24 protein-coding genes are annotated in these 25,621 nt (G+C 59.2%); 19 read left to right on the forward strand and 5 right to left on the reverse strand.

Features of this window, described 5'->3' with window-relative positions:
* Positions 1 to 17: 17 nt before the first annotated feature.
* The 9 genes from ACUXAC_RS03565 to ACUXAC_RS03605 all read left to right on the forward strand — a co-directional run bounded on the left by ACUXAC_RS03565 (position 18) and on the right by ACUXAC_RS03605 (position 10,622).
* A complete protein-coding gene (locus tag ACUXAC_RS03565) occupies positions 18 to 701 on the forward strand; it encodes a fimbrial biogenesis chaperone (RefSeq protein WP_060420464.1) in 684 nt (227 codons plus the stop codon).
* Between the two features lie 55 nt (positions 702 to 756).
* Positions 757 to 3,339, forward strand: a complete 2,583-nt coding sequence (locus tag ACUXAC_RS03570; RefSeq protein ID WP_087763125.1) for a fimbria/pilus outer membrane usher protein — start codon at positions 757 to 759, stop codon at positions 3,337 to 3,339.
* Between the two features lie 43 nt (positions 3,340 to 3,382).
* Positions 3,383 to 4,324, forward strand: coding sequence for a fimbrial protein (locus tag ACUXAC_RS03575; protein WP_060420468.1), 942 nt, complete (start codon positions 3,383 to 3,385; stop codon positions 4,322 to 4,324).
* 136 nt (positions 4,325 to 4,460) lie between these two features.
* The gene (locus tag ACUXAC_RS03580; protein WP_060420470.1) at positions 4,461 to 4,820 is read left to right on the forward strand and encodes a hypothetical protein; all 360 of its coding nucleotides are present in this window, start codon (positions 4,461 to 4,463) and stop codon (positions 4,818 to 4,820) included.
* 73 nt (positions 4,821 to 4,893) lie between these two features.
* On the forward strand, positions 4,894 to 6,189 hold the full coding sequence (locus ACUXAC_RS03585) for an HlyD family secretion protein (RefSeq protein WP_342119807.1): 1,296 nt from the start codon (positions 4,894 to 4,896) through the stop codon (positions 6,187 to 6,189).
* A complete protein-coding gene (locus ACUXAC_RS03590; RefSeq protein WP_100396942.1) occupies positions 6,176 to 8,293 on the forward strand; it encodes a peptidase domain-containing ABC transporter in 2,118 nt (705 codons plus the stop codon). The genes ACUXAC_RS03585 and ACUXAC_RS03590 overlap by 14 nt, the downstream gene beginning before the upstream one ends.
* Before the next feature lie 95 nt (positions 8,294 to 8,388).
* Complete coding sequence (locus ACUXAC_RS03595) at positions 8,389 to 8,589, forward strand: hypothetical protein (protein ID WP_016927170.1); 201 nt, start codon at positions 8,389 to 8,391, stop codon at positions 8,587 to 8,589.
* A gap of 86 nt (positions 8,590 to 8,675) precedes the next feature.
* The gene (gene gspS, locus ACUXAC_RS03600; protein ID WP_060420474.1) at positions 8,676 to 9,074 is read left to right on the forward strand and encodes a type II secretion system pilot lipoprotein GspS; all 399 of its coding nucleotides are present in this window, start codon (positions 8,676 to 8,678) and stop codon (positions 9,072 to 9,074) included.
* Between the two features lie 114 nt (positions 9,075 to 9,188).
* Positions 9,189 to 10,622 carry an EmmdR/YeeO family multidrug/toxin efflux MATE transporter gene (locus ACUXAC_RS03605; protein WP_421115085.1) on the forward strand — a complete coding sequence of 478 codons (1,434 nt, stop codon included), beginning with the start codon at positions 9,189 to 9,191 and terminating at the stop codon, positions 10,620 to 10,622.
* 56 nt (positions 10,623 to 10,678) lie between these two features.
* Here ACUXAC_RS03605 and ACUXAC_RS03610 read toward each other — a convergent pair whose 3' ends face one another.
* Entirely contained in the window at positions 10,679 to 10,942 is a 264-nt protein-coding gene (locus tag ACUXAC_RS03610; protein ID WP_060420478.1) for a FaeA/PapI family transcriptional regulator, read from the reverse strand.
* A gap of 774 nt (positions 10,943 to 11,716) precedes the next feature.
* Between ACUXAC_RS03610 and ACUXAC_RS03615 the strand changes: the two genes are divergently transcribed.
* The 10 genes from ACUXAC_RS03615 (at position 11,717) to ACUXAC_RS03660 (ending at position 20,087) form a co-directional block, all read left to right on the forward strand.
* On the forward strand, positions 11,717 to 12,241 hold the full coding sequence (locus ACUXAC_RS03615; RefSeq protein ID WP_060420481.1) for a fimbrial protein: 525 nt from the start codon (positions 11,717 to 11,719) through the stop codon (positions 12,239 to 12,241).
* A gap of 128 nt (positions 12,242 to 12,369) precedes the next feature.
* Entirely contained in the window at positions 12,370 to 12,873 is a 504-nt protein-coding gene (locus ACUXAC_RS03620) for a fimbrial protein (RefSeq protein WP_080432905.1), read from the forward strand.
* Between the two features lie 56 nt (positions 12,874 to 12,929).
* Entirely contained in the window at positions 12,930 to 15,470 is a 2,541-nt protein-coding gene (locus ACUXAC_RS03625) for an outer membrane usher protein (protein WP_454266486.1), read from the forward strand.
* Between the two features lie 33 nt (positions 15,471 to 15,503).
* Positions 15,504 to 16,262, forward strand: coding sequence for a fimbria/pilus periplasmic chaperone (locus ACUXAC_RS03630; protein WP_089186142.1), 759 nt, complete (start codon positions 15,504 to 15,506; stop codon positions 16,260 to 16,262).
* 30 nt (positions 16,263 to 16,292) lie between these two features.
* Positions 16,293 to 16,901, forward strand: coding sequence for a fimbrial protein (locus ACUXAC_RS03635; protein WP_060420492.1), 609 nt, complete (start codon positions 16,293 to 16,295; stop codon positions 16,899 to 16,901).
* A 9-nt stretch (positions 16,902 to 16,910) separates the two neighbouring features.
* Positions 16,911 to 17,402, forward strand: coding sequence for a fimbrial protein (locus ACUXAC_RS03640; RefSeq protein ID WP_060420495.1), 492 nt, complete (start codon positions 16,911 to 16,913; stop codon positions 17,400 to 17,402).
* Positions 17,403 to 17,417: 15 nt separating this feature from the next.
* Positions 17,418 to 17,909 (forward strand): fimbrial protein, encoded by a 492-nt coding sequence (locus ACUXAC_RS03645; protein ID WP_060420498.1) that lies wholly within the window; start codon positions 17,418 to 17,420, stop codon positions 17,907 to 17,909.
* Positions 17,910 to 17,923: 14 nt separating this feature from the next.
* Positions 17,924 to 18,478: a fimbrial protein gene (locus ACUXAC_RS03650; RefSeq protein WP_204275700.1), complete on the forward strand. Its 555-nt coding sequence runs from the start codon at positions 17,924 to 17,926 to the stop codon at positions 18,476 to 18,478.
* 39 nt (positions 18,479 to 18,517) lie between these two features.
* Positions 18,518 to 19,360, forward strand: a complete 843-nt coding sequence (locus tag ACUXAC_RS03655; RefSeq protein ID WP_201965707.1) for an MrpH family fimbial adhesin — start codon at positions 18,518 to 18,520, stop codon at positions 19,358 to 19,360.
* 121 nt (positions 19,361 to 19,481) lie between these two features.
* Complete coding sequence (locus tag ACUXAC_RS03660; protein WP_225528629.1) at positions 19,482 to 20,087, forward strand: helix-turn-helix transcriptional regulator; 606 nt, start codon at positions 19,482 to 19,484, stop codon at positions 20,085 to 20,087.
* 45 nt (positions 20,088 to 20,132) lie between these two features.
* Here the strand turns inward: ACUXAC_RS03660 and ACUXAC_RS03665 are convergent, their stop codons facing one another.
* The 4 genes from ACUXAC_RS03665 to pqqU form a co-directional block, all read right to left on the reverse strand.
* Complete coding sequence (locus ACUXAC_RS03665) at positions 20,133 to 20,312, reverse strand: hypothetical protein (protein WP_454266488.1); 180 nt, start codon at positions 20,310 to 20,312, stop codon at positions 20,133 to 20,135.
* Positions 20,309 to 20,494: a hypothetical protein gene (locus tag ACUXAC_RS03670; RefSeq protein WP_038872209.1), complete on the reverse strand. Its 186-nt coding sequence runs from the start codon at positions 20,492 to 20,494 to the stop codon at positions 20,309 to 20,311. Before ACUXAC_RS03670 ends, ACUXAC_RS03665 begins: the two co-directional genes overlap by 4 nt.
* A 229-nt stretch (positions 20,495 to 20,723) precedes the next feature.
* Positions 20,724 to 23,096: a glucose/quinate/shikimate family membrane-bound PQQ-dependent dehydrogenase gene (locus ACUXAC_RS03675; RefSeq protein WP_447260116.1), complete on the reverse strand. Its 2,373-nt coding sequence runs from the start codon at positions 23,094 to 23,096 to the stop codon at positions 20,724 to 20,726.
* Positions 23,097 to 23,243: 147 nt separating this feature from the next.
* Positions 23,244 to 25,388 (reverse strand): TonB-dependent receptor PqqU, encoded by a 2,145-nt coding sequence (gene pqqU, locus ACUXAC_RS03680; RefSeq protein WP_454266489.1) that lies wholly within the window; start codon positions 25,386 to 25,388, stop codon positions 23,244 to 23,246.
* Positions 25,389 to 25,621: the final 233 nt, after the last annotated feature.

Consider the following 25,621-nt stretch of genomic DNA (forward strand, 5'->3'; position numbering starts at 1 on the left):
GCCTCGGAGATAATATTATGCGGTTTAATCGCTGCAGTGCCCTAATGGGATTCATTTTATTATTATTTTTTTCTACGGCGCAGGCCGGTGTGGTTGTCGGTGGAACGCGAGTAATTTTTAACGGTGAAAAAAAAGAAGCCTCAATCAGCGTCGACAACCCGGACAACGAACCTTATTTAATCCAGTCCTGGCTGGATAATCAACAGAGCGGCGTGGATAAGATAGCCTTTATTATTACGCCGCCTTTATTTCGTCTGGATGGGCATCAGGAGAATATGCTGCGCATCGTCCGCGTCGGCGATGACTTACCGAAGGATAAAGAGAGCCTGTATTGGATGAATATAAAGTCCATTCCTTCGACAGAACACACGGGTAAGTCGAACACGTTGCAAATCGCGGTAAAAACGCGCCTCAAACTGATTTATCGCCCTGCGGCGTTGCTCAAACAGGTTCCCGAGGATGTGACTCAACGGTTGACGTGGCAGCGCGTCGGCAAGGAATTAAAACTCACCAATCCCACGCCGTATTATATGAATTTTCATTATGTTCGCATCGGCGGGCGCGAAATGAAAGAGGTGACTTATATCGCGCCGATGAGTAGTGAAATGTTTTCATTGCCGGTTTCTGGCGCGTCGTCGGTCAGTTGGAAATTAATTAACGACTACGGCGGCACCGGCAAGGAGCATCAGTCAGGTATTTAACCGCCAGGGGATGGGCGGCAGAAGGGAATAACGAATTCAATAATGGAGCTAATGAATGATAACTCGTCAGCGTAGAGCAGCGAAGCGGGATGCTTGGCTGAAGCGCATCGTCTTATTCACGGCAACCACGGCGGTATGCGGCAACATGGCCAACCCTGCCTTTTCCCGTGACTATTTCAATCCGGCGTTGCTGGAAACGGGGCGTTCGGGCCAACAGCCTGTTGACCTGTCGGTGTTTGAAAACGGCAACCAGGTGCCCGGCAAGTATCGGGTGGATATTTGGGTGAATGACATGCTGATGGAGACGCGTGATGTTCGGTTTGTCATCAAGCCCGGCGGCGACGATAAAGCCGGCCTGCAGCCTTGCCTGACGGGGGAGGATTTACAACGGCTCGGCGTGAAGATCGAGCGGTTTCCCGCATTGAACCGCGCGGAAGAGTGCGCGAATTTGGCCGCCATCCCGCAGGCCTCGGCGCAATTTCAATTTAACCGCCAGCGGCTGGTGCTGAGCATTCCCCAGGCGGCGTTGGAAAATCGGGTGCGTGGTTATGTACCGCCCGAACTGTGGGACGAAGGGATGCCGGCGATGCTGCTTAATTACGGTTTCACCGGCAGCAACAGCAAGGGGCGCGATCGTTTTACCCAGAGCGCAAGCAGCTACTACCTCAACCTGCGGCCGGGGTTCAATCTGGGAGCCTGGCGGGTGCGGAATTACACCACCTGGAGCTACAACAGCGGCGGTGGCGGGCGGCAGTCGGAAGATCGCTGGGACACCGTCTATACCTACGCCCAGCGCAATATCATCAGCCTGAAGAGCTTGCTCACGCTCGGTGAAAGCAGCACTCCGTCCGATGTGTTTGACAGCGTGTCGTTTCGCGGCGCGCAGCTGGCCTCCGATGACGACATGTTGCCGGAAAGCCTGCGCGGCTATGCGCCGGTGGTGCGCGGCATTGCGCGCAGCAACGCGCAGGTGGTCATTCGCCAAAACGGTTATGTCATCTACCAGAGTTATGTCGCGCCGGGCGCGTTCGAGATTTCTGACATGTATCCGACCGGCGGCAGCGGCGATTTGGACGTGACCATCAAAGAGGCGGACGGCAGCGAACAGCATATGACCGTGCCTTTTGCCAGCTTGCCGGTATTGCAACGCGAAGGGCGCCTGAAATACGCGCTGACGTCCGGCCAATACCGCACCTACGATCACAGCGTGGAGAAAAAGGTTTTTTCTCAGGGCAGCCTGATTTACGGCTTGCCGGCCGGCTTTACCCTCTATGGCGGCGGACAGTTCGCCGGCCCGTATCAATCCTTGGCCTTGGGGGTGGGTAAAAACCTGGGCGAGTTCGGCGCCCTGTCGGTGGACGCGACTCAGGCCTGGGCGAAACAGGAACATCAGCCGAAAAGCGACGGCCAGTCGTGGCGCGTGCGCTACAGCAAAAACATCGTAGCGACCGGCACGAACTTCGCCATTGCCGGCTACCGCTATTCAACCAGCGGCTATTATGGGCTGCAGGAAGTGCTGGACACCTACCGCAGCGGCAACCGCTACGCCCTGACAGACCGCCGTAAAAACCGCGCCGAGATTACGCTCAACCAGAATTTATGGGAGGGGGCGGGGTCGCTTTCCCTCAGCGCGGTCAGCGAAGATTACTGGAATTCCGAGCGCAACATGCAATCGCTGAGCGCGGGTTACAACAATAGCTGGAATGGCATCAGTTACGGTTTTAACTACAGCTACAACCGTAATTCACAGGCGATTTACGGTGACTCAGGCCGGGGACAACGGCGTATTTACGATCGCGACCAACTGTTTGCCTTCAATATCAGCGTGCCGTTGGAGAAATGGCTGAGCAACACCTACGCCACCTATAGCCTCAATACCAGCCAAAAAGGCAATACCAGCCATACGGCGGGGCTCAACGGCACGGCGCTGGCCGGCAACAACCTCAACTGGAGCGTACAGGAAGGGTATGGCAATCAGGGCCAGGGCAACAGCGGCAATGCCAACCTTGACTGGCGCGCCACCTACGGCGAACTCGTCGCGGGATACGCTTACGATCGCAGCCAACAGCGCGTCAACTATGGCGTGAAAGGGGGCGTGATTGCCCACGAAGACGGCGTCACCTTCGGCCAGCCTTTTGGCGAGACGGCCGCCCTGGTGACGGCGGCCGGCGCCAGCGATGTGGCGGTCGGCAACCAGGTCGGGGTGAAAACCGACTGGCGCGGCTATGCCATCGTTCCTTACGCCACCCCTTATCGCAACAACTCGATTCGTCTTGATGTGGAGAGTTTGCCGGATGATGTCGATCTCGCGCTGACCAACCAGTCGGTCACGCCTACCCGCGGCGCGGTAAGCCGGGCGAATTTCAAGGCGCACGTCGGCAAAAGGATCCTGATGAGAGTCACGGATCCACATGGGGTGCCTCTCCCTCTGGGGGCCAGCGTCCGCGATGCGGATCATTCGGCGCAGCCGTTCCTGATTGGTGGGGATGGGTTGGTTTATCTGTCCGGCATGGCGGAACAAGGTCGACTCATCGTGCAGTGGGGGCGAAATGCCGAGCATCAGTGCCGCATCAGCTATCAACTGCCGGCGGAGAAACCTGCTGCAGGGATCCAAACCCTCAATGGCGTTTGCCAATAGATCTCGCTCCGTATCCATCATGACTTGTTAAGTGAGAGTGAAAATGAACGTTTTTATCAGGATATTCGGTTACGGCGCTCTGCTATGGCTGGCGACGCTAACGACGGTGGCGTATGCCGGCACCTGTACCACCAACGCGAAAACCATCCGCATGGGGTTGCTGACGCTGGCCGTGGATCCGCGTATTGAAATCGGCGAACAGTTGGCTGTCCGTACGGAAAACAGCATCAGCGGCACGACGTTTTCTTTTCTTTGCTCGGGCTCGGTGGCCTATCGCTCCCTGTCGCCGCTGACGCCGAGTGCGCTGCCCGGCGTGTTTGAAACGGGCATCGACGGCGTAGGCGTGACGATTTCGGACCTGTGGCAGAGCAATAAGAACGTGCCTTTCAATACGGCGATTTCGCCCAACCTGCTGACGCCGTGGATCAACCGGAATGATGTCAGGCTGACGTTTATCAAAACCGGCCCGATTAAAACCGGCGGTGATATGGGGGGGAAGATTATCGCCAGATATTATCTGGACTCGACCTCGGTATTGGACTTGAGCATTTCCGGCATGAAGGTCATTCAGAAAAGCTGCCTGGTGGATTTGAATTATAAAAATCAAACGGTGGACTTAGGCAGCCCAAAACGCAGCGAATTTAATGGGGTCGGCAGCAGCGCGGTGTCTTCCGAACGTAACTTCTTCGTGGTCTTGCAATGCCAGGAAGACAATATTCCGGTACAGGTGACGTTTGAAGCGGCCGGAAATTCGCCGGGCGTAGGCATGATCGCTATTGCCGACGGTTCTGATGCGGCAAAGGGCGTTGCCGTGGAGGTCCTGGACGAGAACCGTAATCCGCTCACGTTTTCCCGGCCGATTAACTATCACACCGCTGCCGAAAAAGAGATCAGAATTCCCTTAATGGCGCGTTATAAGCAGACGGGGGACATTAGCCCCGGGCAGGCCGATGCCGTCATGACATTCACCATTACGCAGAATTAAGGGAGCCGTATCAAAAATATAATGCCGTCTTTTCCCGCGGCATTATTGGTGGCATCCGGCGCTGCAGGCCGATGCCAATGCAATGACAACACGCATGTATGGCTGTGTTTGTCCGTTTAAATATGGAGATTAACCAATGAAAGAACTGTCTGTTATCGAAATGAATGAAGTGTCAGGCGCCTATTCCTGGGATATGAGCAATGGGCTGGCCGGCCTGATTGGCAGCGCCGTCACGAATGCCGCGGAAGCCGTTTCGTCCGTTGCTTTGGGCGCCGCGGTCGGCAGCATGGCGGGCGCCGTCATCGGCGGTAAGCACGGCGGCGACGGCGGTGGTCTGCTGGGCGTCGGCTCCATTGGCCAGGGCGTTGGCATGGTCGCTGCGGGTATTCTGGGTGGCGTGGCCAGCGGCGTGGCCGCGGCCGTTGTTGGCTGGGATACCACCCTGGAATACTCCAAAAAAGGCCTCGATGGGCTGATTAACGGCACCATCAGCTAAATCAATATTGCTGTCCAAGGCCGCAGCGCTCGCGCTGCGGCTGTCTCCCGGTCAGGCATGCGCAGGTCTTCCTATGAGTGATAATAAGAGCAGAAATATTTTCCGCCAGGAGGCGGTCAATTATCAACGTCAAAGATGGACCGGCAGAGCGCTGCTGATTTCCGGCGCGTCCAGCTCTGTGATTGCCGTGACGTGCCTCGTTTTTATTCTTATTTTGGCGAGCGCGCTCTATTTTTGTGAATATACGCGCAGGGTGGATGTCGAGGGGGAGGTGATCAGCATTCCGCATTCGACGAACGTTTTTTCTTCCCAATATGGCTATGTGAATCGGTCTTTCCACCAGGCCGGTGATGTGGTGGAAAAAGACGAGCCGCTGTATATCATCGATGTTTCCAGAAGCACGGCCTCGGGTAATGTCAGCCATATTGCCGCAGGTGAAATCAACAAGCAGATCGGCAATCTGGATTCGATTATCAGCAAGCTGAAAAAAAACAAAGACGCGATGCTGGAGAACCTGAGAAAACAGATCGACAGCTATGAGATAGCGTATAAAGAAACGGAAAAACTTAACCTCAGTGCCAGAGACGGCATGGAAAAAATGAGGGAGAGTTTGAAAAACTATGAGCATTACCTGACGAAAGGGCTGATTACCAAGGATCAGCTGAATTATCAGCGTTCGCTCTTTCAGCAACAGCAGAGTTCCTATCAGGCGCTCAACAGCCAAAAGATTCAGCAGAATATCCAGCTGTCGCAGCTGCGCAGCGATCTGCTGATTCGCGCCGCCGATTACGACAATCAAATATCGCAAAGCGAATCGCAACGCAGCGAGCTGCAACGCCAATTGGCGGAATCCAACGCCGGCGACCAGGTGATTATCAAGGCGCCGCTGAAGGGGAAAATCGAGTCGCTGAGCGTGACCGCCGGGCAGGTGGTCGAGAGCGGCAGCAGCCTGGCGCAGATCAAGCCGATTGAGAACATCAAATATTATCTGGTGTTGTGGCTGCCGAATAACAGTTTGCCCTACGTGAAAATCGGCGATGGCATCAACATTCGCTACGAGGCTTTTCCCTCGGACAAGTTCGGCCAGTTTCCGGGGCGCATTGAATCCATCTCTTCGGTTCCGGCTTCTCCGCAGGAGATGGAGGAATACAGCAGCGGCAATAAAAGGGAGCGAAACGCCTACTACAAAGTGTTGGCGTCCATCAGCGACACGCAATTCAGCGACAAAGGGAAATATCTGGAGATCAGCAGTGGGCTGCAGGCCAGGGTGATTGTGTTCCTGGATAAGAAACCGCTTTATCAATGGGCGGTCGCGCCTTTGTATGACATAAAAAACAGCGTGGTGGGGAGAGTCGATGAAGGATCATAATCTTTTTGAACGGATCAACGAAAAGTTAACGTTCTCTCTGCGTAAACGGGTGCCGAGCATCTTGCAGTCGGAGTCGTCGGAGTGCGGCCTGGCCTGCCTCGCGATGATCTCTTCTTATTACGGATTTAATGTGGATATGCTGAGCCTGCGGCAGCGATTCGGCATTTCCACCCAGGGCGCGACCCTGGGCACCCTGTCACAAATCGCGGCGCAAATTCAGCTGAAGACGCGGGCCTTGTCGCTGGACATCGATGAAATCAATCAGCTGAAAACGCCCTGCGTATTGCATTGGAACATGAACCATTTCGTGGTGCTGGTTAAGGTTCAGCGCGCGGGCTTTGTGATTCACGACCCTGCCTTCGGGCGCCGAGTGATTGGCCTGCAAGAGATGTCGAACCATTTTACCGGCATTGCGCTGGAGCTGTGGCCCGACAAGGCTTTTCAGCAAGAGACCTTAAAGACCCGTTTACGCCTGCTGGATTTGATGAAAAATATCGAGGGGCTGCCGGGAACGCTGCTCAAGATTTTTGCCTTATCGCTCGTCATCGAGTCGGTCAACCTGCTGCTGCCCGTGGGGACCCAGCTCGTGACCGACCATGTCATTCAGGCGCATGACTACAGCTTGCTGACGGTCATCTGTTTGGGGCTGATCTTCTTCACCCTGTTTCGCGCCGTGGTCAGCATCGCCAGGGCCTGGATTTCCATCGTGCTGGGGACGCTGACCGATATCCAGTGGAAGACGACGCTGTTCGAACATTTGCTGAAGCTGCCGCTGGACTTTTTCGAGAAACGGCACCTGGGGGATATCCAATCGCGGTTTTCCTCACTGGATGCGATCAGAACCACCTTTACCAATAATATCGTCGGCGGGATCATCGACGGCATCATGACGGTCGGCTTGTTCGTGATGATGATGGTCTATGGCGGCTGGCTGGTCTGGGTGGTGTCAGGCTTCACCCTGGTCTACATCCTCATCAGGATGATGACCTACCGCACCTACCGCCAATTCTCGGAGGAGCAAATCGTCAAGGCGGCCAAGGCCAACTCGCATTTCATGGAGACGCTGTACGGTATTTCCACGGTCAAAGCGCTGGGCATCAAGGAAACGCGCTCCAGCTATTGGCTCAATTTGAATGTCGATGCCGCCAATACCAATATCAAAATCACCCGTTTCAATATGATGTTCGGCGGGATCAATACCTTTATCACCACGCTCGATCAGGTGGCGATACTTTGGCTCGGCGCCATGATGGTCATCGACAATTCTATGACGCTCGGCATGTTCATGGCGTTCAACGCCTATCGCGGCCAGTTCTCGCAGCGGGCTTCCAGCCTGATCGATCTGGCGATCGGCCTGCGCATGCTGTCGCTGCACAATGAGAGGATATCTGACATCGTCTTTACCGATGCGGAGGCGGAGTCCGCGCCGCGGCAGGTCTTCGAACCGGGCAAAGGGGTTGCCGTTGAGGTTAAAAACCTTACCTATCAATATGACGCGCTGTCCCGGCCGATCTTTAAAGACCTGGATATCCGCATCGCCGCCGGCGAGAGCGTCGCCATCGTCGGGGCGTCAGGCGTGGGGAAAACCACCTTGCTGAAGGTCATGTGCGGCTTGCTCAACCCGACCTCGGGAGAGATCCTGGCCGACATGATGGATATCCATAAAATCGGCGTGAATAACTACCGCAATGCGATCGCCTGCGTGTTGCAGGACGACCGGTTATTCTCCGGCTCGATCGCGGAAAACATCAGCGGCTTCGAGGTCAACGCCAATAAAGAGTGGATTGTGGCCTGTGCGATGCACAGCAACATTCACGAGGAAATCATGCAGATGCCGATGGGTTACGAAACCCTGATCGGCGAGTTGGGGAACGGCATCTCCGGCGGGCAAAAGCAACGTTTGTTTATTGCACGCGCCCTCTACCGGCGACCAAGCGTGCTGTTTATGGATGAAGCAACCAGCCATCTGGACGTTGAGAATGAATTGGCGATCAACCGGGCGATATCTTCGCTGAATATCACGCGCGTGATTGTCGCCCACAGAAAATCGACGATCGACTCGGCGGATAGGGTGGTGGCGCTGGGGGCCGCGAGCGGCGGCTAACGCTCGCCCGGCAACCCAGGCTGTCCCCGCGGCCAAAATCGCGGTAAAATGCAGCAGTTGACCTTATCGCACGCCATCAGGCCGCCGTACTCGCTATGAAAATGCGCAAACCGCGCCGTCCGCCCGGGCGGTGGATCTATTACATCCTGCATGAAGACATGCTGTGGCCCTGCCCGGTCAAATGGGAGTGGGAGAGCGGCTATAACGCCTGGCTGCCGTTTTACTATTCCCCCACGCTGGAGTTCGTCGCCGGCAACCCCGCCCGCGCCACCAAAGTCAGCAGCGGTCGGCGTTAAGCGGGCAGCGCGTGCTGCTCGCCTTGCCGCCCGGCATCCGCTCACCTAAGATCATTGCATCACCCACAGGTTTTCCGGGAGCTCCCATGTCTACTCTGTTTCGCACTTCTCTTTGCGGCGCGGTGGCGTTGCTGCTGCTGGCGGGCTGTCAGCAAACGGCGCATAAACCGACGCCGCCGCTGCAGGCGCAGTTGGATCACATCGCTTCGATGCTGGCCGGCGGGCACTTCCTGCGCGTGGACTGCGGGCGCAGCGATGTGCCGGACGATGTCAAATTGCAACGCACCGCGATGCGGGCGGCGCAGCATCGCGGCTGGGATACGCAGGCGGCAGGGTATCGGCAGCTGCCGGCGCTCACCCAGGCGCGCTACCTGACTCTGCAGCAGGACAATCAGCTGCTGACGGACAAATGCACCACGCTCAGCCGCAGCACCGCACGCTTTATCGCGGCGGCGCAGGCCGATCAGGAAGACTACATGGAGTAGCGCGACGGTGTGCCTTACGGGCGCTCGTCGCGGGCGCCCAAAAATTCTTTGCAGGATAACGATTTATCGCTCATCATTTGAAATGATGTTTCACTTTTATCCATCGAGCCCACCTTGAACCTGTATGCCGCCCTGCGTCAGCGCGTGGAAAATACGCCCTGGTACGCCAAACGGAAAAGCTACCGCGTGCTGTTCTGGCGCGAAATCACGCCGCTGGCGGTGCCCATTTTTCTGGAGAACGCCTGCGTTCTGTTGATGGGGGTGCTGAGCACTTTTCTGGTGAGCTGGCTCGGTAAAGAGGCGATGGCCGGGGTGGGGCTGGCGGACAGCTTCAACATGGTGATCATCGCCTTTTTCGCCGCGGTGGATCTCGGCACCACCGTGGTGGTGGCCTTCAGCCTCGGCAAGCGCGATCGTCGGCGCGCGCGCGCGGCGGCGCGTCAGTCCCTGGTCTTGATGACCGGCGTGGCGCTGCTGTTGGCGGCAGGCATCCATCTGGCGGGCGAACCGATCATCGATGTGATCGCCGGGGCGGCCTCGCCGGAGGTGAAGGCGCTGGCGCTCTCTTACCTGCATACCACGGTGTGGAGCTACCCGGCGGCGGCGATTGCGCTGATTGGCAGCGGCGCATTGCGCGGCGCGGGCAACACCAAGATCCCGCTGCTGATCAACGGCGGCATGAATATCCTCAATATCATCATCAGCAGCATTCTGATTTACGGCATGCTCGGCTGGCACGGGCTGGGCTTCGTCGGCGCCGGGCTGGGGCTGACGATTTCCCGCTATATCGGTGCCATCGCCATTCTCTATGTGCTGGCGATCGGTTTTAACCCGGCGCTGCACATCACGCTGAAAAGCTATTTCACGCCGCTGAAGATGAGCATCCTGTGGGAAGTGCTGGGGATCGGCATTCCCGCCAGCGTCGAATCGGTGCTGTTCAACGGCGGCAAGCTGCTGACGCAGATGTTCGTCGCCGGCATGGGCACCAACGTGATCGCCGGTAACTTCATCGCCTTCTCCATCGCTTCGTTGATCAACTTGCCGGGCAACGCGCTGGGCTCGGCCTCGACCATCATCGTGGGCCGGCGGCTCGGCAAAGGTGAGATCGGCCAGGCGGAGCGGCAGCTGCGCCATATTTTTTGGCTGTCGACCCTTGGGCTCACCGCCATCGCCTGGGGCACGGCGCCACTGGCCGGCGTCTTTGCCGCGTTCTATACCTCGCAGGATGACGTAAAAACGGTAGTGAAAACCCTCATCTGGCTCAACGCCGCCTTTATGCCGATCTGGGCTGCTTCCTGGGTGTTGCCCGCCGGGCTGAAAGGCGCGCGCGACGCCCGCTTCGCCATGTGGGTGACGATGCTGGGCATGTGGGGCTGCCGCGTGGTGGCCGGCTATGTGCTGGGCATTGAACTGGGCATGGGCGTGGTGGGCGTCTGGCTGGGGATGTTTCTCGATTGGGCGGTGCGCGGCGCTTTGTTTTACTGGCGCATGGTCAGCGGGCGCTGGCTGTGGAAATATCCGCGGGTCAGGCGCACGGACGCCGGATAGTCTCGTCCGTGCGAAGCCTGCCGGTAGCCTGGGGGACACCGGCAGGAAAAACGCGTTCAGAGGGAAGGGTACCAGCGCAACGACTTATTGACCGGCCCCGGCGTGACCAACACTTTGCCCCTGCCGGCCAGATTCAACAGCAGGTTGCGCGCCTGATAGATGGTGATGTCGTTAGACTCGGCCAGCTGGCGAGTGGTGGGCCACTCGCCGGGGGGCGGGGGGGCCGCACCGTTGGCCACAGGGCAGAGGCGGTGCAGCGTGGTTAATAAATGCTGCTGCAGGTTTTGTAATTCTTGTTGTTTTGGCGTGCGTTTTATCATGTCAGCCTCCCTTAAGCCTCAGCCGAGTTTTGATATAACGGTAAGCGTCTCCCGGACAATAATGCTCTGTTCCGGCAATACCCTTCTTGAACCGATCGCGAACGCCTGCCTGAACCCGATATTTCCGTTGCGATAATCCCGCGGCACTCACCGATCAGAAGGGGTAACGGGGTGGCTAAATGCTCAGCCTGCTGTATGTAATGGCTGTAATTCATATCTTTTCTCCATTATTTACTGCCCGGTGCCGGTTTTTACCGGACCGAATTGATAAGCCTCCCTTTCCTTTTCCGGATCATTATAACGCAAATAGAAAAAAGGCGATCAATAATGTCGCGTGATATATATTTTACGAGATAATTGACTGATGTTGTTAATTTTACGATCTGTTGTTTCGCAAAAATATATTTGCCCTGTGGTTTTTGGGCTTATATCTCGTATTTATTGCTTTTGCCGGAAATGACTTTTCAAATTGTCGCGGTTTTTGTAACAATATTCGGGCCAAGACAAGCGAATAAGTTAAATCTTAGTGTAATTTTCATGATGGGTAGTAAATTTTGTGGAAATTTAAAGATTTGATTTTTTTCTTTCTCGTCAGCGTGAGTTTTGCTGAATACCTAAAATGGGTAATGATGAAATAAAATACGCGATTTAATTATCGTGAGGGTTTGCTTTGTCTGCGGATAATACCGTTTTCATTCTGGATTATATAAATAACTGTTAAAGGAACGGGAGCGATCCTGCGCTTTTTACATAAATTAAAGGAATAAGTGAATTATGAAACTGAACAAAATCATGCTGGCAGCGGCTCTGGCGTTTGGCGTTTCTTCTCTGGCGCATGCCGGCGATCAGGGGCATGGCAAAGTGACGTTTACCGGTTCCATTATTGATGCGCCTTGCTCCATTTCTCCTGAGACCGTGGACCAGACCGTGGATATGGGCCAGGTTTCCAACGTTGCGTTGAAAAATGGCGGCAAATCGGCGCCACGCCAGTTCGATATCAAACTGGAACAGTGCGACAACTCGACGCTGAAAACCGTCACGACCACCTTCGAAGGCAAAGCCTCTGCCGCCAACAAGGATCTGCTGGGCATCGTCGGCACCGCCAGCGGCGCCAGCATCGCCATCACCGACACCGCCAGCAATCCGATCAAGCTGGGCACCGCCACGGCTCCGCATAACCTGGGTGCCGGTACCAACACGCTGCGCTTTGCGGCTTACCTGCAGGGCGACGGCGCTTCCGCCAGCGTGGTTCCGGGTGATTTCACCGCCGTAGCCGACTTCAAGCTGGCTTACCAGTAAGCCTGCGCCATTGGCGTGACTTTTTGCATGCGGGGGTTCCCCGCATGCATTTTTCCAAGATGGAAGGGCAGTTGTCAGGAGGTTCAGTGCGCCGATTTATTCACCCTTTAGTGTCTCCTTGCATATTGATGGCCACGCTGATGAGCCCGGCCGTGTCGGCGGCGCCCAGCTCTCAAGGCTGGGGGCGCGTAAATATGCAAGGAGCCATTATTGATACCGCTTGCGCGATCGCCGCCGGCAGCCGCGAACAGACTATCGATATGGCCGTAATGCCGACGGGAAATATGATGCGTGACGGTTTGGGCAATACACATGCCTTCACCATTGAATTAATCAACTGCACGCTTGAGCGCCCGAAGCCGAATTTACCGGACTGGCGGCAGTTTCAGGTGGTTTTCGACGGTGATGCCGAGGGCGATTTATTCGGCGTGCACGGCGAAGCGAAAGGCATCGCGCTGCAAATATCCGATGGCCTGGGGAATATTGCCGCGCCAGGTCGGCCGTTGCCGCTTGGCGATATAACGCCAGGCAGCATGTCGCTTAATTATTCCATAAAGCTGGTTGCCAATAATCAACCGATGCGTGCAGGGGATTATTTTTCCGCCGTGCGTTTTAAGCTGGATTATTACTGAGCGCTGCGATTGCGGCGAGCCGCAACGCCAGAATTATACGATATAAGGTTAGGGATATGATGTTGTCGCCTGCTGGGAAGCTATTTCGTTTTCAGGTGCTGGGGTTATGTATCACGCTGGCGCTGGGAAGTTCATCAACGTGGGTATATGCCGAAGACGGTATTCAGTTTAATGCCGACATTTTGGACGTGAACGATCGCAAAAATATCGACCTAAGCCAATTTTCCCGCAGTGGATACATTATGCCGGGAAGTTACAGCATGGTGGTTCATCTCAATAAAAGCGAGTTACCCGAGCAGAAAATCCCTTTTTATCCGCCGGACAACGAACCTGACGGCAGCCGCGCCTGCGTCGGCAAAGTGCTGGTCGATCAGCTGGGGCTGAAATCGGCGGCGATGCAAACGCTCACCTGGTGGCATCAGGGAGAGTGTCTGGATGAGTCCAGCCTGAAAGGGATGGTGTCGCGCGGCGATCTGGCGACGGGCGCGCTGTATTTAAGCGTGCCGCAGGCCTACCTGGAATACAGCTCGGAAGACTGGGATCCGCCGTCGCGTTGGGATGAAGGCATTCCGGGCCTGCTGTTCGATTACAACGTCAACGCCCAGAGCCGGCAGCAGCAGCAGGGCGGTACGCGGGGGTACAGCGTCAGCGGCAACGGCACCGCCGGCGCCAACCTCGGCGCCTGGCGCCTGCGCGCCGACTGGCAGGGGCAGGTGAACCATCAGACCGGCAGCGGGCAATCGACCGACAAACGGTTGGACTGGAGCCGTTACTACGCCTATCGGGCCGTTTCCGCGCTGCGCTCGCGCCTGACGTTGGGTGAGGATTATCTGGATTCGGGCATTTTCGACAGCTTCCGCTTCTCCGGCGTGAGCCTGGTGTCGGACGACAACATGCTGCCGCCTAACCTGCGCGGCTATGCGCCTGAGGTGGTCGGGGTCGCCAAAACCAACGCCAAGGTGACGATCAGCCAACAGGGGCGGGTGATCTATGAAACTCAGGTGGCGGCGGGGCCGTTTCGCATTCAGGACATCAACGACGCCATCAGCGGCGAACTGGACGTGCGGGTGGAGGAGCAGGATGGCAGCGTGCAGGCGTTCAAGGTCAACACCGCCAGTATTCCGTACCTGACGCGCCCCGGCTCGTGGCGCTTCAAGCTGGCCGCCGGCAAACCTTCGGATTGGCAGCACCATTCGCGCGGGCCACTGTTCGGCACCGGCGAGTTCTCCTGGGGCGTCAGCAACGGGTGGTCGCTGTATGGCGGGGCGCTGCTGGGCGGCGACTATAACGCGCTGTCGCTGGGGATAGGCCGCGATCTGATGATGTTCGGTGCGCTGTCGTTCGACGCCACCCAGTCGCGGGCGCGGTTGCCGCAGCGGGATGAGACGCTGAGCGGCGGCTCTTATCGCGTGAGTTATTCGAAAACCTTCGACGAGCTGGACAGTCAGGTCACCTTCGCAGGCTATCGCTTCTCGGAGGAGGACTTCATGAGCATGGGCGAATACCTCGATGCGCGCTATTACGGCAGCCGGGTCGGCAACAACAAGGAGATGTACACCATCACCTTCAACAAGCAGTTCCGCGACTGGGGGCTGAGCAGCTATCTCAACTACAGCCACCAGACCTATTGGGATCGTCCGTCCAACGATCGTTACAACCTGACGCTGTCGCGCTATTTCGATCTCGGCGAGATAAAAAACCTGAATCTGTCGCTGTCGGCCTACCGCAACCGCTACAACGAAACCAACGACGACGGCATGTACCTGTCGCTGTCGATGCCGTGGGGCAACGGTGCCACGCTCAGCTACAACAGCACGGTGAACCGCAATGACAACACGAACCGGGTGGGGTACTACCAGCGAGTCGATGAGCACAACAACTATCAGCTGAGTGCCGGCAGCTCGCGCCGCGGCGCCAACCTGAGCGGCTACTACAACCACGAGGGCGATGCGGCGCGCCTGAGCGCCAACGCCAGCTATCAGGAAGGACGCTACAGCGCCGTGGGGCTGTCCGCGCAGGGCGGCATGACGCTGACGCCGGAAGGCGGCGCGTTGCACCGCGTCGGCATGATTGGCGGCACGCGCCTGCTGCTGGACACCAACGGCGTGGCCGGGGTGCCGGTACGCGGCTACGGCAGCACCGTCAGCACCAACCGCTTCGGTAAGGCGGTGGTGGCGGACGTCAACAGCTACTACCGCAACAAGGCCAGCATCGATCTGGACAAGCTGGGCGACAACGCCGAAGCCACCCGCTCGGTGGTGCAGGCTACCCTGACCGAAGGCGCGATCGGCTACCGTCAGTTTGACGTCATCGCCGGCGAGAAGGCAATGGCGATCGTCAAACTGGCGGACGGCAGCACGCCGCCGTTCGGCGCCACGGTGCTGAACGCCCGTAAACAAGAAACCGGCATCGTCAACGACGGCGGCAGCGTCTACCTGAGCGGCATCAACGCCGGCGAGATCATGACGCTTCACTGGAGCGGCGCGGCGCAGTGTCAGGTGCAGCTGCCTGCCACGCTGCCGGCCGACATGCTCACGCGTACGCTGCTGCTGCCTTGCCGGCCGATCGCCGCGGCGCCGGCGGAGCCGGTTGAATAAATTCATCATCCTGAATTTGGAGTTATCGACAACATGCAAACTTTTTCTCTGAAAACCACGGCGGCGCTCGTGCTGCTGGGCGCCACGGTGTCGCAGCACGCGCAGGCGGCGATCGCGCTCGACCGCACCCGGGTGATCTTCGACGGCGGCCAGAACTCGGTCAGCCTCAATCTCAGCAACCAGAACAAACAGCTGCCGTACCTGGCGCAGGGCTGGCTGGAGGACGAGCAGGGCAACAAGATCCAGAGCCCGCTGGTGGTGTTGCCGCCGGTGCAGCGCATCGAGCCGGGCAAACCGAGCCAGATCAAGATCCAGGCGCTGCCGGCGGCCAAACAGCTGCCGCAGGACCGCGAGACGCTGTACTACTTCAACCTGCGCGAGATCCCGCCGAAGAGCAACAAGCCCAATACGCTGCAGATCGCGCTGCAGACGCGCATCAAGCTGTTCTACCGCCCGGCGGCTATCGTGCCGAGCCGTACCGACATGGCGACGCCGTGGCAGGAGCAGCTGACGCTGACGCGGCAAGGAGAGCGTTACCAGGTCAATAACCCGACGCCGTACTACATCACCATCGTCGATGCGGGCAGCAAAAAGGGCGGCGAGGGCGTGAAGGGGTTTGAGCCTTTCATGATCGCGCCGAAAAGCCAGGCGAGCCTGACCGTCGGCGCAGCGGCTCTGGGCGGCAGCCCGGTGCTGACCTACATCAACGATTACGGCGGCCGGCCGCAGCTGATCTTCAGCTGCAGCGGCACGAGCTGCAAGGTGGTGCCGGAGAAACGGACGGCTTCATAACCCGCGCTGTGAGCCATTCAGGGGTAAAGGATGAAACGAGAACGGAAAAAAATCGGCGCAGGCGCGTTGCTGCTGGCGCTCAGTCTGGGCGTGATAGCGATGCCGCCGGCGCAGGCCGACGAGGTGGACAACTGGCAGGTAGAGGGCGCCAATGGCGTGCTGCAGGTGTACGGCGCGCTGACGGAGAGCGCCTGCCGGTTGGAGATGACCAGCGCGCGGCAGGACATCTGGCTGGGTGAGACCGGCACCGCACGGTTGCGGCAGGTCGGCGATCGCGGGCAGCCGGTGGCGTTCGAGCTGCGCTTGCAGGATTGTCTGCGCACCCCGGGCGGCCAGCGTGATGCGCGCACCGGCGCGTTGACCTGGGCGCCGAATCAGCCGGCGGTGACGGTCAGCTTCGGCTCGACGGCGGACAGCGACAACCCGCAGCTGGTGAAAGCGCAGGGTACCACCGGGCTGGGGCTGCGCCTGCTGGACGGCCGCGGCCGCGACGTTCGTCTGGGCAGCCGCGGGCAACCGCTGCTGTTGACGCCGGGGCAAGATGCATTGAGCTACAGCGTGACGCCGGAGCGAACCGCGGCGCCGCTGATGGCCGGCGCGTATCGGGCGACGGTGGATTTTAGGCTGAGTTATGACTGAGGCGAGGCGATGGCACAGAAGATAACGCGTTGCCGGGCAGCGTTCTGGCTGGCGGGGATGCTGGCGCTGGGCCAACTGCCGGCGCAGGCGACCACGGTGAACGTGCGGGTCACCGTGCTTTCGCCCCCCTGCATCATCAACGGCGGGCGCCCGATTGAGGTGGACTTTGGCGATGAGGTGATGACCACCCGCATCGACGGCGCCAATTATCGGCGGGCGGTGAATTACACGCTGACGTGCAGCGGGCAGAGCAGCAACGGGCTCAAGCTGCAGGTGCAGGGGGCGGCGAGCGGTTTCGACGGCCAGCTGCTGCGCACCAGCAAGGACGGGCTAGGCATTGCGCTGCTGAACGGCGGCCGCCGCTGGCCGGTCAATCAATGGCTGAGCTTTACCTATCCGGCCGCGCCGACGCTTGAGGCGGTGCCGGTGAAATCGGCTTCCGCCAGGCTGACGGCGGGCGAGTTCACCGCCGGCGCCACCATGAAGGTGGATTACCAGTAACGCGGGAGCGAGAGCATGAAACAACGTTTTACGGCGAGCGTGCTGCTGTGCGCCGCGATGGCGTGCCCTTTCGCCTGGGCGGAAAAAACGGTCGACATGCAGTTTCGCGGCACGCTGATCGCGCCGCCGCCCTGCACCCTTAACGACGACGGGATCATCGACGTGGACTTCGGCGATCGCGTCGGCATCAACAAGGTTGATGGCGTGAACTACCGACAAACCATCGGCTACCGCATTCGCTGCGAACCGGGAATCGGCAAATGGGACATGCTGCTGAGCCTGACCGGCACCGCCGCGACGTTCGACGAAGCGGCGGTGCAAACCAATCGGCGCGCTCTGGGGATCCGCATTTACCAGAACGCCCAACCGTTCAAAGTGGGCAGCGCACTGCCCGTCGATCCCGCCAAACCGCCGTTGCTGGAAGCGGTGCCGGTCGGCAAACCGGGCGAAGCTTTGACGGAAGGCGCATTCGAGGCCGCGGCGACGCTGCGGGCCGACTACCAATGAACAAGGAGGCGCGCGTGAAAACAATACAAGCCCGCCGCCGGCCAGGCGGCCACGGAGCCATCGGCCTGCTGTTGCTGACGCTGGGCGTGAACGGCGCGGCGCACGCGGTGGACAACCTGCGCATGCACGGAGCGCTGGTGGCGGAGCCTTGCGTCATCCAGCCGGGCGACGAAGACATCGAGCTGGATTTCGGCACGCTGGTCGACAAATACCTGTACCTGAACCAGCGCACGCAGGGGCAACCGTTCGAGCTGCGGCTGACGGAGTGCGATCTCAGCCTGGGCAAGACGGTCTCGATCACCTTCAAAGGCACGGAGAATGCGCAGCTGCCGGGGCTTCTGGCACTGGCGGCGAGCAGCCAGGCGCGCGGGATCGCCATCGGCATGGAGACGCCGCAGGGGCAGCCGTTACCGCTCAACAGCGCCGGCGGCAAGTACCCGTTGCAGAACGGCAGCACGGTTATCGGCGTGCAGGCTTATGTGCGCGGCGAACCGGAAGCGATCGCGAAGCGAACCATCGGTCGTGGCGCTTTCAGCGCCATTGCGACTTTCAGTCTGGATTACCAATGAGCGCCGGGCTCCGGCACCACAGAATAAGGATATGACGCGATGCAGCGTGTTCACTTCAGATGGATGTACTTACTGCTTGGCCTGCTGCCGGGGCTGTGCTCGGCGCAAATATACTCGTACGTGACCAAGAGCACCGGCTCTCCCAGCAACGCGTCCTATGAATTTGTGCTCGAAAGCTGGGATACGGACGATTCGTCGCCCAATCCCTGTTACCAGCAAAGTATGTGCGCGGTGGGGATCAACCACCGCCACACCAGTGCCAATACCGGCGGCAGTACGGCGGTGACACCGTCGACCTCTATCGTCGGCTCAGGGCGCTACCCACAGATCACCCAATTGAGGACGATGGGCGAACTCAGCCGCTTCTACCAAAACATCTATCCGTTGCCGATTGTCGGCGCGACTTCTCATGTGGGGGACGCTATCACTCAGGAGTGTGTCGGGCTGTTTTATACCACCAGTTCCTCTTCCGTTGTTCAGGGGGCCAGTGCGAGATTGATGCCGAGCAGCGTTTGCGGCATCGCGCCACCGCCGGTCGGGGTGTGCGGCATCGATGAGCAACAGCTCGATCTGAACCACGGGGTGTTGCCGGATACCGAACTGGTGGGCAACACGGCGCGCGGCAGCCTGCGCGTGGTTTGCTCGCAGAAGATGAACATCGTCATGTATATCCGTGTCGGCAGCAATGGCCGCCTGGATCTGGGGAACTCCGGCGTTTACAGCACGCTGCGCATCAATGGCGCTCTGGGCAACCTGGGTTACCAGTTCACTTCTGATACACGCGGCGTCACGGTGCCGATCACTTCCACGCTCGGCGTGACCGGAACGGTCAAGGCCGGCGATTACTCGGGGCAATCGGTCGCCATTCTGGCGCTGCCGTAGCCGCATTACCCCCGCCGCGCGCCGTCGCGATACCGCGTTATGCCGTTGAGTCGCCCGCCGTCGGGGGGATGACTCACGCTCGGCGGCGGCCGGGAAGGATTATTTCAAAGGGAGCGTGCCGATGGAAAGCACTATCACTCTGGCGTTTATCGATAATGACCGTTTCTTTATTGAAGGATTGCAGCGGCTGCTGCTGGCGTATTTTTCGCGCCGAGGTATGCGGGTTCAACTGCTGGACGCCGCACAGGCGCACCGGGCGGATATGGTGTTCCAGTCCGTGGAGCGAGACTGGCAGGCGCGTTTCTGCCTGCGTTCAGTGAGCGGCAGCCGACCGATCAACTTTGCGCTGCGTGAGCCGGGCGATATTCGTTGGCGCGATAAGCCGCGCTGCATCAGCGAAACGGGGGTGATCTTCCGCAATGACTCGCCGGACAGCGTTGTCAGACAGCTGGACCTGGCGCTGGCGGTGCGGGCGCAAAGCGGGGCAGTGCACCGCTGCCATTGGTGCGAACGGCAGCGCATTACCCGCCGCGAGCAGGACGTGATGCGCTATCTGGCCTGTGAATTGCCGCAGACCACCATTGCGCGCAACCTGCACCTGAGCGTGAAAACCGTCAGCAACCACAAACAGGCGGCGATGAGAAAACTGGGTTTCAAACGCAACGCGGATCTCTACCACTGGCTGCGAATGGGCGGGTTGAAAACCGTAGAGCGGCCGCGAGGATGACGGCGCGGCTCAGGCGCCAGACCGTATGCCTGAGCCGCTGCGGCGTCAATACAGCAGGGTCATCGCGCTGAAGAACAACAGCGTCAACACGATGATGATGACGTTTTGCGTGGCTTTGCGCAGCAGCTTACCGGCGCTCAGACGGCTGTCGATGACGTAGAGCAGCGGCACCATCAGTAGCACGTAGGCAAACATCAGCATGGCGGTAAAAGGCTGCACATTCATTCCGGCGGCTCCTGTGGGTCATCTTGGCCGATCAGGTGCACCAGCACGGCCTCTGTTTGATGGGGAAGTCCGACAAAGGGCGAATGGACGGGGGGAGCCGGCTCGAACGGCAGGCCGGCGCGCCGCGTCTTCACCGCCGCTTGCAGGATCTTCTTTTGGTGTCTTTGCGTGTGGTCGACCATGCGCCTCCGAATAGGGCCGCCCGCAGGCGGCCAACTGCCATATTGCCCATTAAGGTGGAGAAGGATTGCGGGCCACTGCCGGGGCCACGCACTCATAATATTGCGAATGATAATTATTATCAATAATGAAAATGAAAAAATTAAGGGTATTGCGGGCGGCGCATCAGGCGGGGCGTAAAAAGAAAAAGCACGCCTTGCGGCGTGCTTTGCAGGGTATTACCGGTGGCGGTTACTTCTGATCGGGCAGCGCGTAAGCGACCACATAGTCGCCCAGCTTGGTGCCGAAGGAACCGTGGCCGCCGGCGAAGATCAGGACGTACTGCTTACCGTTGACCTCATAGGTCATCGGCGTCGCCTGGCCGCCGGCCGGCAAGCGCGCTTCCCACAGTTTCTCACCGTTGGTCACGCTGAAGGCGCGCAGGTAGTTGTCTGCGGTGGCGCCGATGAAGAACACGTTACCGGCGGTGGTCACCGGGCCGCCCAGCATCGGCATGCCCATTTTGAACGGCAGTGGCAGCGGGGAGCTGTCGCGCACGGTGCCGATGCGTTTTTTCCACACGATGTCGTTGGTTTTCAGATCAACGGCGGAAATGTAACCCCAGGCCGGCTGTTTGCACGGCAGGCCGAACGGTGACAGGAACGGATTCAGCGTGACGCCGAACGGCACGCCATACTGCGGCTGGATACCGGTTTCGGTACCGCTGCCGCCCTTGTCGCCTTCCGGCGGCTCAATCGGGTTGCCTGGGCCGCGTGGGATCAGTTTGGACACGAACGGCAGCGCGATTGGGTTGGCGATGGCGATTTCGCGATCGGTATCGACGGCCAGGCCGCCCCACTCGAACATGCCGAGGTTACCCGGGAACACCAGCGTGCCCTGCTCGGAAGGCGGGGTGAAGGTGCCTTCATAACGCAGGCTGTGGAACATCACGCGGCAGACCAGCTGGTCATAGATGGTCGCGCCCCACATGTCTGCACCAGTCAGTTTCTTCTCAGGACGGAAGGTCAGCTCGGAGAACGGCTGGGTCGGTGACAGGCGATCGCCTTTGGCCGGCCCCTGCGGTACCGGTTTCTCCGGCGCCGGCACCACCAGTTCGCCGTTGGTGCGGTTCAGCACGAAGATGTTGCCGGTTTTGGTCGGCACGTAGATGACCGGCACTTTTTTACCGCTCTTGTCGGTAATGTCCGCCAGGGTCGGCTGCGCCGGCACGTCCATGTCCCACAGGTCATGGTGAACCGTCTGATAGAACCAGGCCAGCTTGCCGGTGGAGGCGTTCAGCGCCAACAGGCCGCTGGCGTAGCGCTCCATTTCCGGGGTGCGGTTGCCGCCCCAGATGTCCGGCGTGGCGACGCCCATCGGCAGATAGACGATATCCAGCTTGGCGTCATAGGCGGCCGGTGCCCAGGAGTTCGGCGAGTTCGGCACGAAGTGATGCTCGTCCGCCGGGATGGCGTTCGGATCTTTCGCGCCCGGATCGAAGGCCCACAGCAGCTTGCCGCTGTTGACGTCGAAGCCGCGGATCACGCCGGAAGGCTCGCGGGTGGAGTAGTTGTCGGTCACGGCGCCGGCGACGACGATCACTTTATCGGTAATCACCGGCGGCGAGGTCGGCTCGTAGTGGCCCGGTGTCGCATACGGCATGTTGCTCTGCAGGTTCAGTTCGCCGTTGTTGGCGAAGTCTGGGCACGGCTTGCCGGTTTCGGCGTCCAGCGCGAACAGGCGGCCATCGTTGACCGGCAGAATGATGCGGCGTGCGCACATCGCCGGTGCGGCGTTGCTGGCAGCGTCTGCGGCGGCAGCGGTTTCGTGGTAAGACACGCCACGGCAGGTGATGTGCTGGAAGGTCGGGTTGTACTTCAGCTGCGGATCAAACTTCCATTTTTCTTTACCGGTGGCGGCATCCAGCGCAAACAGCTTCTGGTGCGGCGTACACATGTAAAGGGTATCGCGGATCTTGATCGGCGTGACTTCGTTGGTGATTTCACCCGGATCGTTGGCGGTCTTCAGATCGCCGGTCTGGAAACGCCAAACCTCTTGCAGCTGGCCAACGTTTTTGTCGTTGATCTGGCTCAGCGGCGAGTAACGGGTGCCTTCCTGGGTGCGGCCATAGGCCGGCCAGTCGGCGCCGGTGGTGTCTTTAGGCTGTACCTGCGCGGCGTCGAGGGTGCCGTTGATCTCTTGCGGATCGTTGAACACGGCATAGGCCAGCGCAATGACGGTGATGACCAGCGCCGCGCTCAGCGCACCGTAGGCGAACTTGCCGTTGGCCACCAGCTTACGGTAGATAAACGGCAGTACCAGCCACAGGCCGAAGAAGAAGGTGACGTCCAGACGCGGCGTCAACGCCCAGAAGTCCGGGCCGACTTCCCACAAGGCCCAAACGGTGGTGCCCAACAGGAACACGGCGTACAGCAGCAGCGCGGTGGCGCGGCGGCGGAACAGCAGCCAAGAGGTCGCCAGCAGCACCAGCCCGGCGATGATGTAATACAGCGAACCGCCCAACTTGGCCAGCCAAATGCCGCCGCCGAGCAGATAAAGCCCGCTCAGGGCGGCAAACAGCGCCGTTATGACGATAAGCGGCGATAGTGACGCTTTATTTTGCATAGCAATACCCTTACCAAAAATGAAAGTCCCCGATTTAGAGATTAAGCCAAATCGGAAAAAACACGCGGTTTCTCCCTAATATTTCAGCGGGAAGCCGCTAGGGTGACGTAAAACCCATCCCGTCTTTTAACCTTAAGGTGCTTTGCCTTATTCAAAGCGGTAAGACAAGGTGGCGCCGCCACCCCAGTTGCGACCCGGCGCCGGCTCGAAATAGCGGCCGTTGCCTTCGTTGACGATCACCGAACCGACGTAACGGCGATCGAACACGTTATCTACCCGGCTGAACACGTCCAGCGCCCAGCGGTTCCAGGTAAAGCGATAGCCGGCGTTTACGCCGGCCACGGTGTAAGAGGGGGCCTGCGCGCTGTTGGCGTCGTTGGCCTGAATGTCGCTCATGTAGCGCAGCTCCGCGCCGGCGTGCCAGCCTTCCGGCGGCGCAAAGGCCAGCGAAGCGTAGCCCATGTTGCGCGCGATGCCCGGCAGGCGATTGCCGGCGGGAATAGTCTGGGCCGGGGTACAAACGGCTTTGCCGCACATATCGCTGCGGTAGGTGGCGTCCAGCAGCGTCCAGGCCATATGCAGGCGCCAGTCCAGCGCAAACTCTTGATCCAGCGCCAGCTCCAGGCCGCGCCGCCGGGTTTTGCCGGCGTTGGCATAGCTGGTGCGTCCGCCGCTGCTTTCCGCTACCACCAGCTCGTTATCGGTATCGGTCTGGAACAGGGCCGCGCTCACCAGGCCGTTGCCGAGGCGCAGTTTGCTGCCCAGTTCGACGGTATCGCTGGTGGACGGCTGCAGGCCGATGTTGAGGCCTGACTGGCCGTCGGGACGGTAGGAGAGCTCGTTGATGGTGGGGGTTTCAAAGCCGCGGCCGGCGGAGAGATAAACGTTCCACGCCGGATTGATCTTGTAGTTGAGCGAGCCCATCGGCAGCCACTGGTGGTAGCGTTTGCTGCCGCTGTCGTCGCCGTTGCGCGGCGTGATGTAGTAGTCGGTCGAGTCGAAGCTGACCGTGCTGTAGCGCAGGCCGGCGTCCAGCGTCCAGTGCGGCGTCAGTTGCCAGGAGGTTTGCAGGTAAGGATCCAGGTTCCAGATGCGGTTCTTCTCGTTGCGCCGCTGGTCGCCTTTCTCGCCGTAGTCCACTGTGCCGTCTCGCAGAATAAAGTTTTCGAACCCCTGGCGGCGTTCGGTCATGGTTTCATAATCCAGACCGCCGATCAGTGTTACCGGTAACGATGCGAGAGTATCCTCATGCTTCCAGCGAGTGTCAATGCCCTGATATTTTCTTTCCAGCACGATCACCCCGCCGGCGTGGGTGGGGTTGAGCTGCGGCCCTATCGGGATTGATTGGTATTGCGTGGTGTGGCGCTCGCCGTGGTAGGCGGTCAGGGTCAGTTCATCGCGCTCGCTCATCTGGCGTTGATAGCGCAGGCCGGCCTGGGTCTGGTCGAGCGATTTGCGGGTGTTGTATTGATCCGCGCGCGGCGCCTGGCGCGGGTTGGCCTTCCATTCCGCCTCGGTCAGGCCGCCCGGATCGCCGGCGTCAATCGAGACGCTGTTGAACATCAGCGTCAGGGTGCTGACGTCGTCCAGCCGCACGCCGAGCTTGCCGTTGCCGAGGTTTTTCCGCGCGGCGCTGTGATCGCGGTAGCCCTGGGTGGTAAAGCGGGTGCCGGAGATGGCGTAGTTGACGTCGCCGGCCTGGGTACCGTCGCCGGTGGTGCCGGTCGCTTTCACCCCGTAGCGCCAGGTGTTGTCGCTGCCGAAATAGCCGCCGGCTTCCAGCGTCGGCGGCTGGGTGCCGGTTATCGTATCAACATTGATAACCCCGCCCGAGGCGTTGCCGTACAGCGCGGAATAAGGGCCGCGCAGCACCTCGATGCGTTCGACGGAATTGATGTCGATATTGGAGGTTTGCCCCTGGCCGTCGGGCATGGTGGCGGGAATGCCGTCGACGTACATGCGCACCCCGCGCACGCCGAACATCGAACGGCTGCCGAACCCGCGTATCGACATCTGCAGATCCTGCGCATAGTTTTGCCGATTTTGGATCTGCAGGCCCGGCACGCTGCCGAGGTTTTCCGACAGGTTAATCTGCGGCGCGGCGTTGCGCAGGGTTTCGCCGTCGATCACGCTGACGGAGACCGGCGACCCCAGCTCGGTCAATCCGGTGGGTTGCGCCATCACCACCAGGGTGTCGCTGTCTTTTTGCTCCGCCGCCAGGGCCGAGCCGATACAGATCGGCTGCAGCAATAACAGGGTTGCCGGGGTCAAGGCGGGACGTTTTTTATTCATCAGATAATTCTGCCAATAATGCTGAAAGAGTTGCCCGCAAAGGGGCGAAAATAGCCATTTTTGACTCCCTGTACTGGCATTCAATGGGAAGGAAACTGCATCCTGCAAAGAGTATAGGATATTCCGACATCGTGCGCTTTGGAATAGCGCAGCAGAAAGAGGTGTGTTTTTAATTAAGAAAATTCTCTATTCAATAGTGATTTGCCGGGCGTTTTTAAATTACCCTCACTTAT

This window comes from Serratia sp. 121840015-1, from assembly GCF_053627655.1.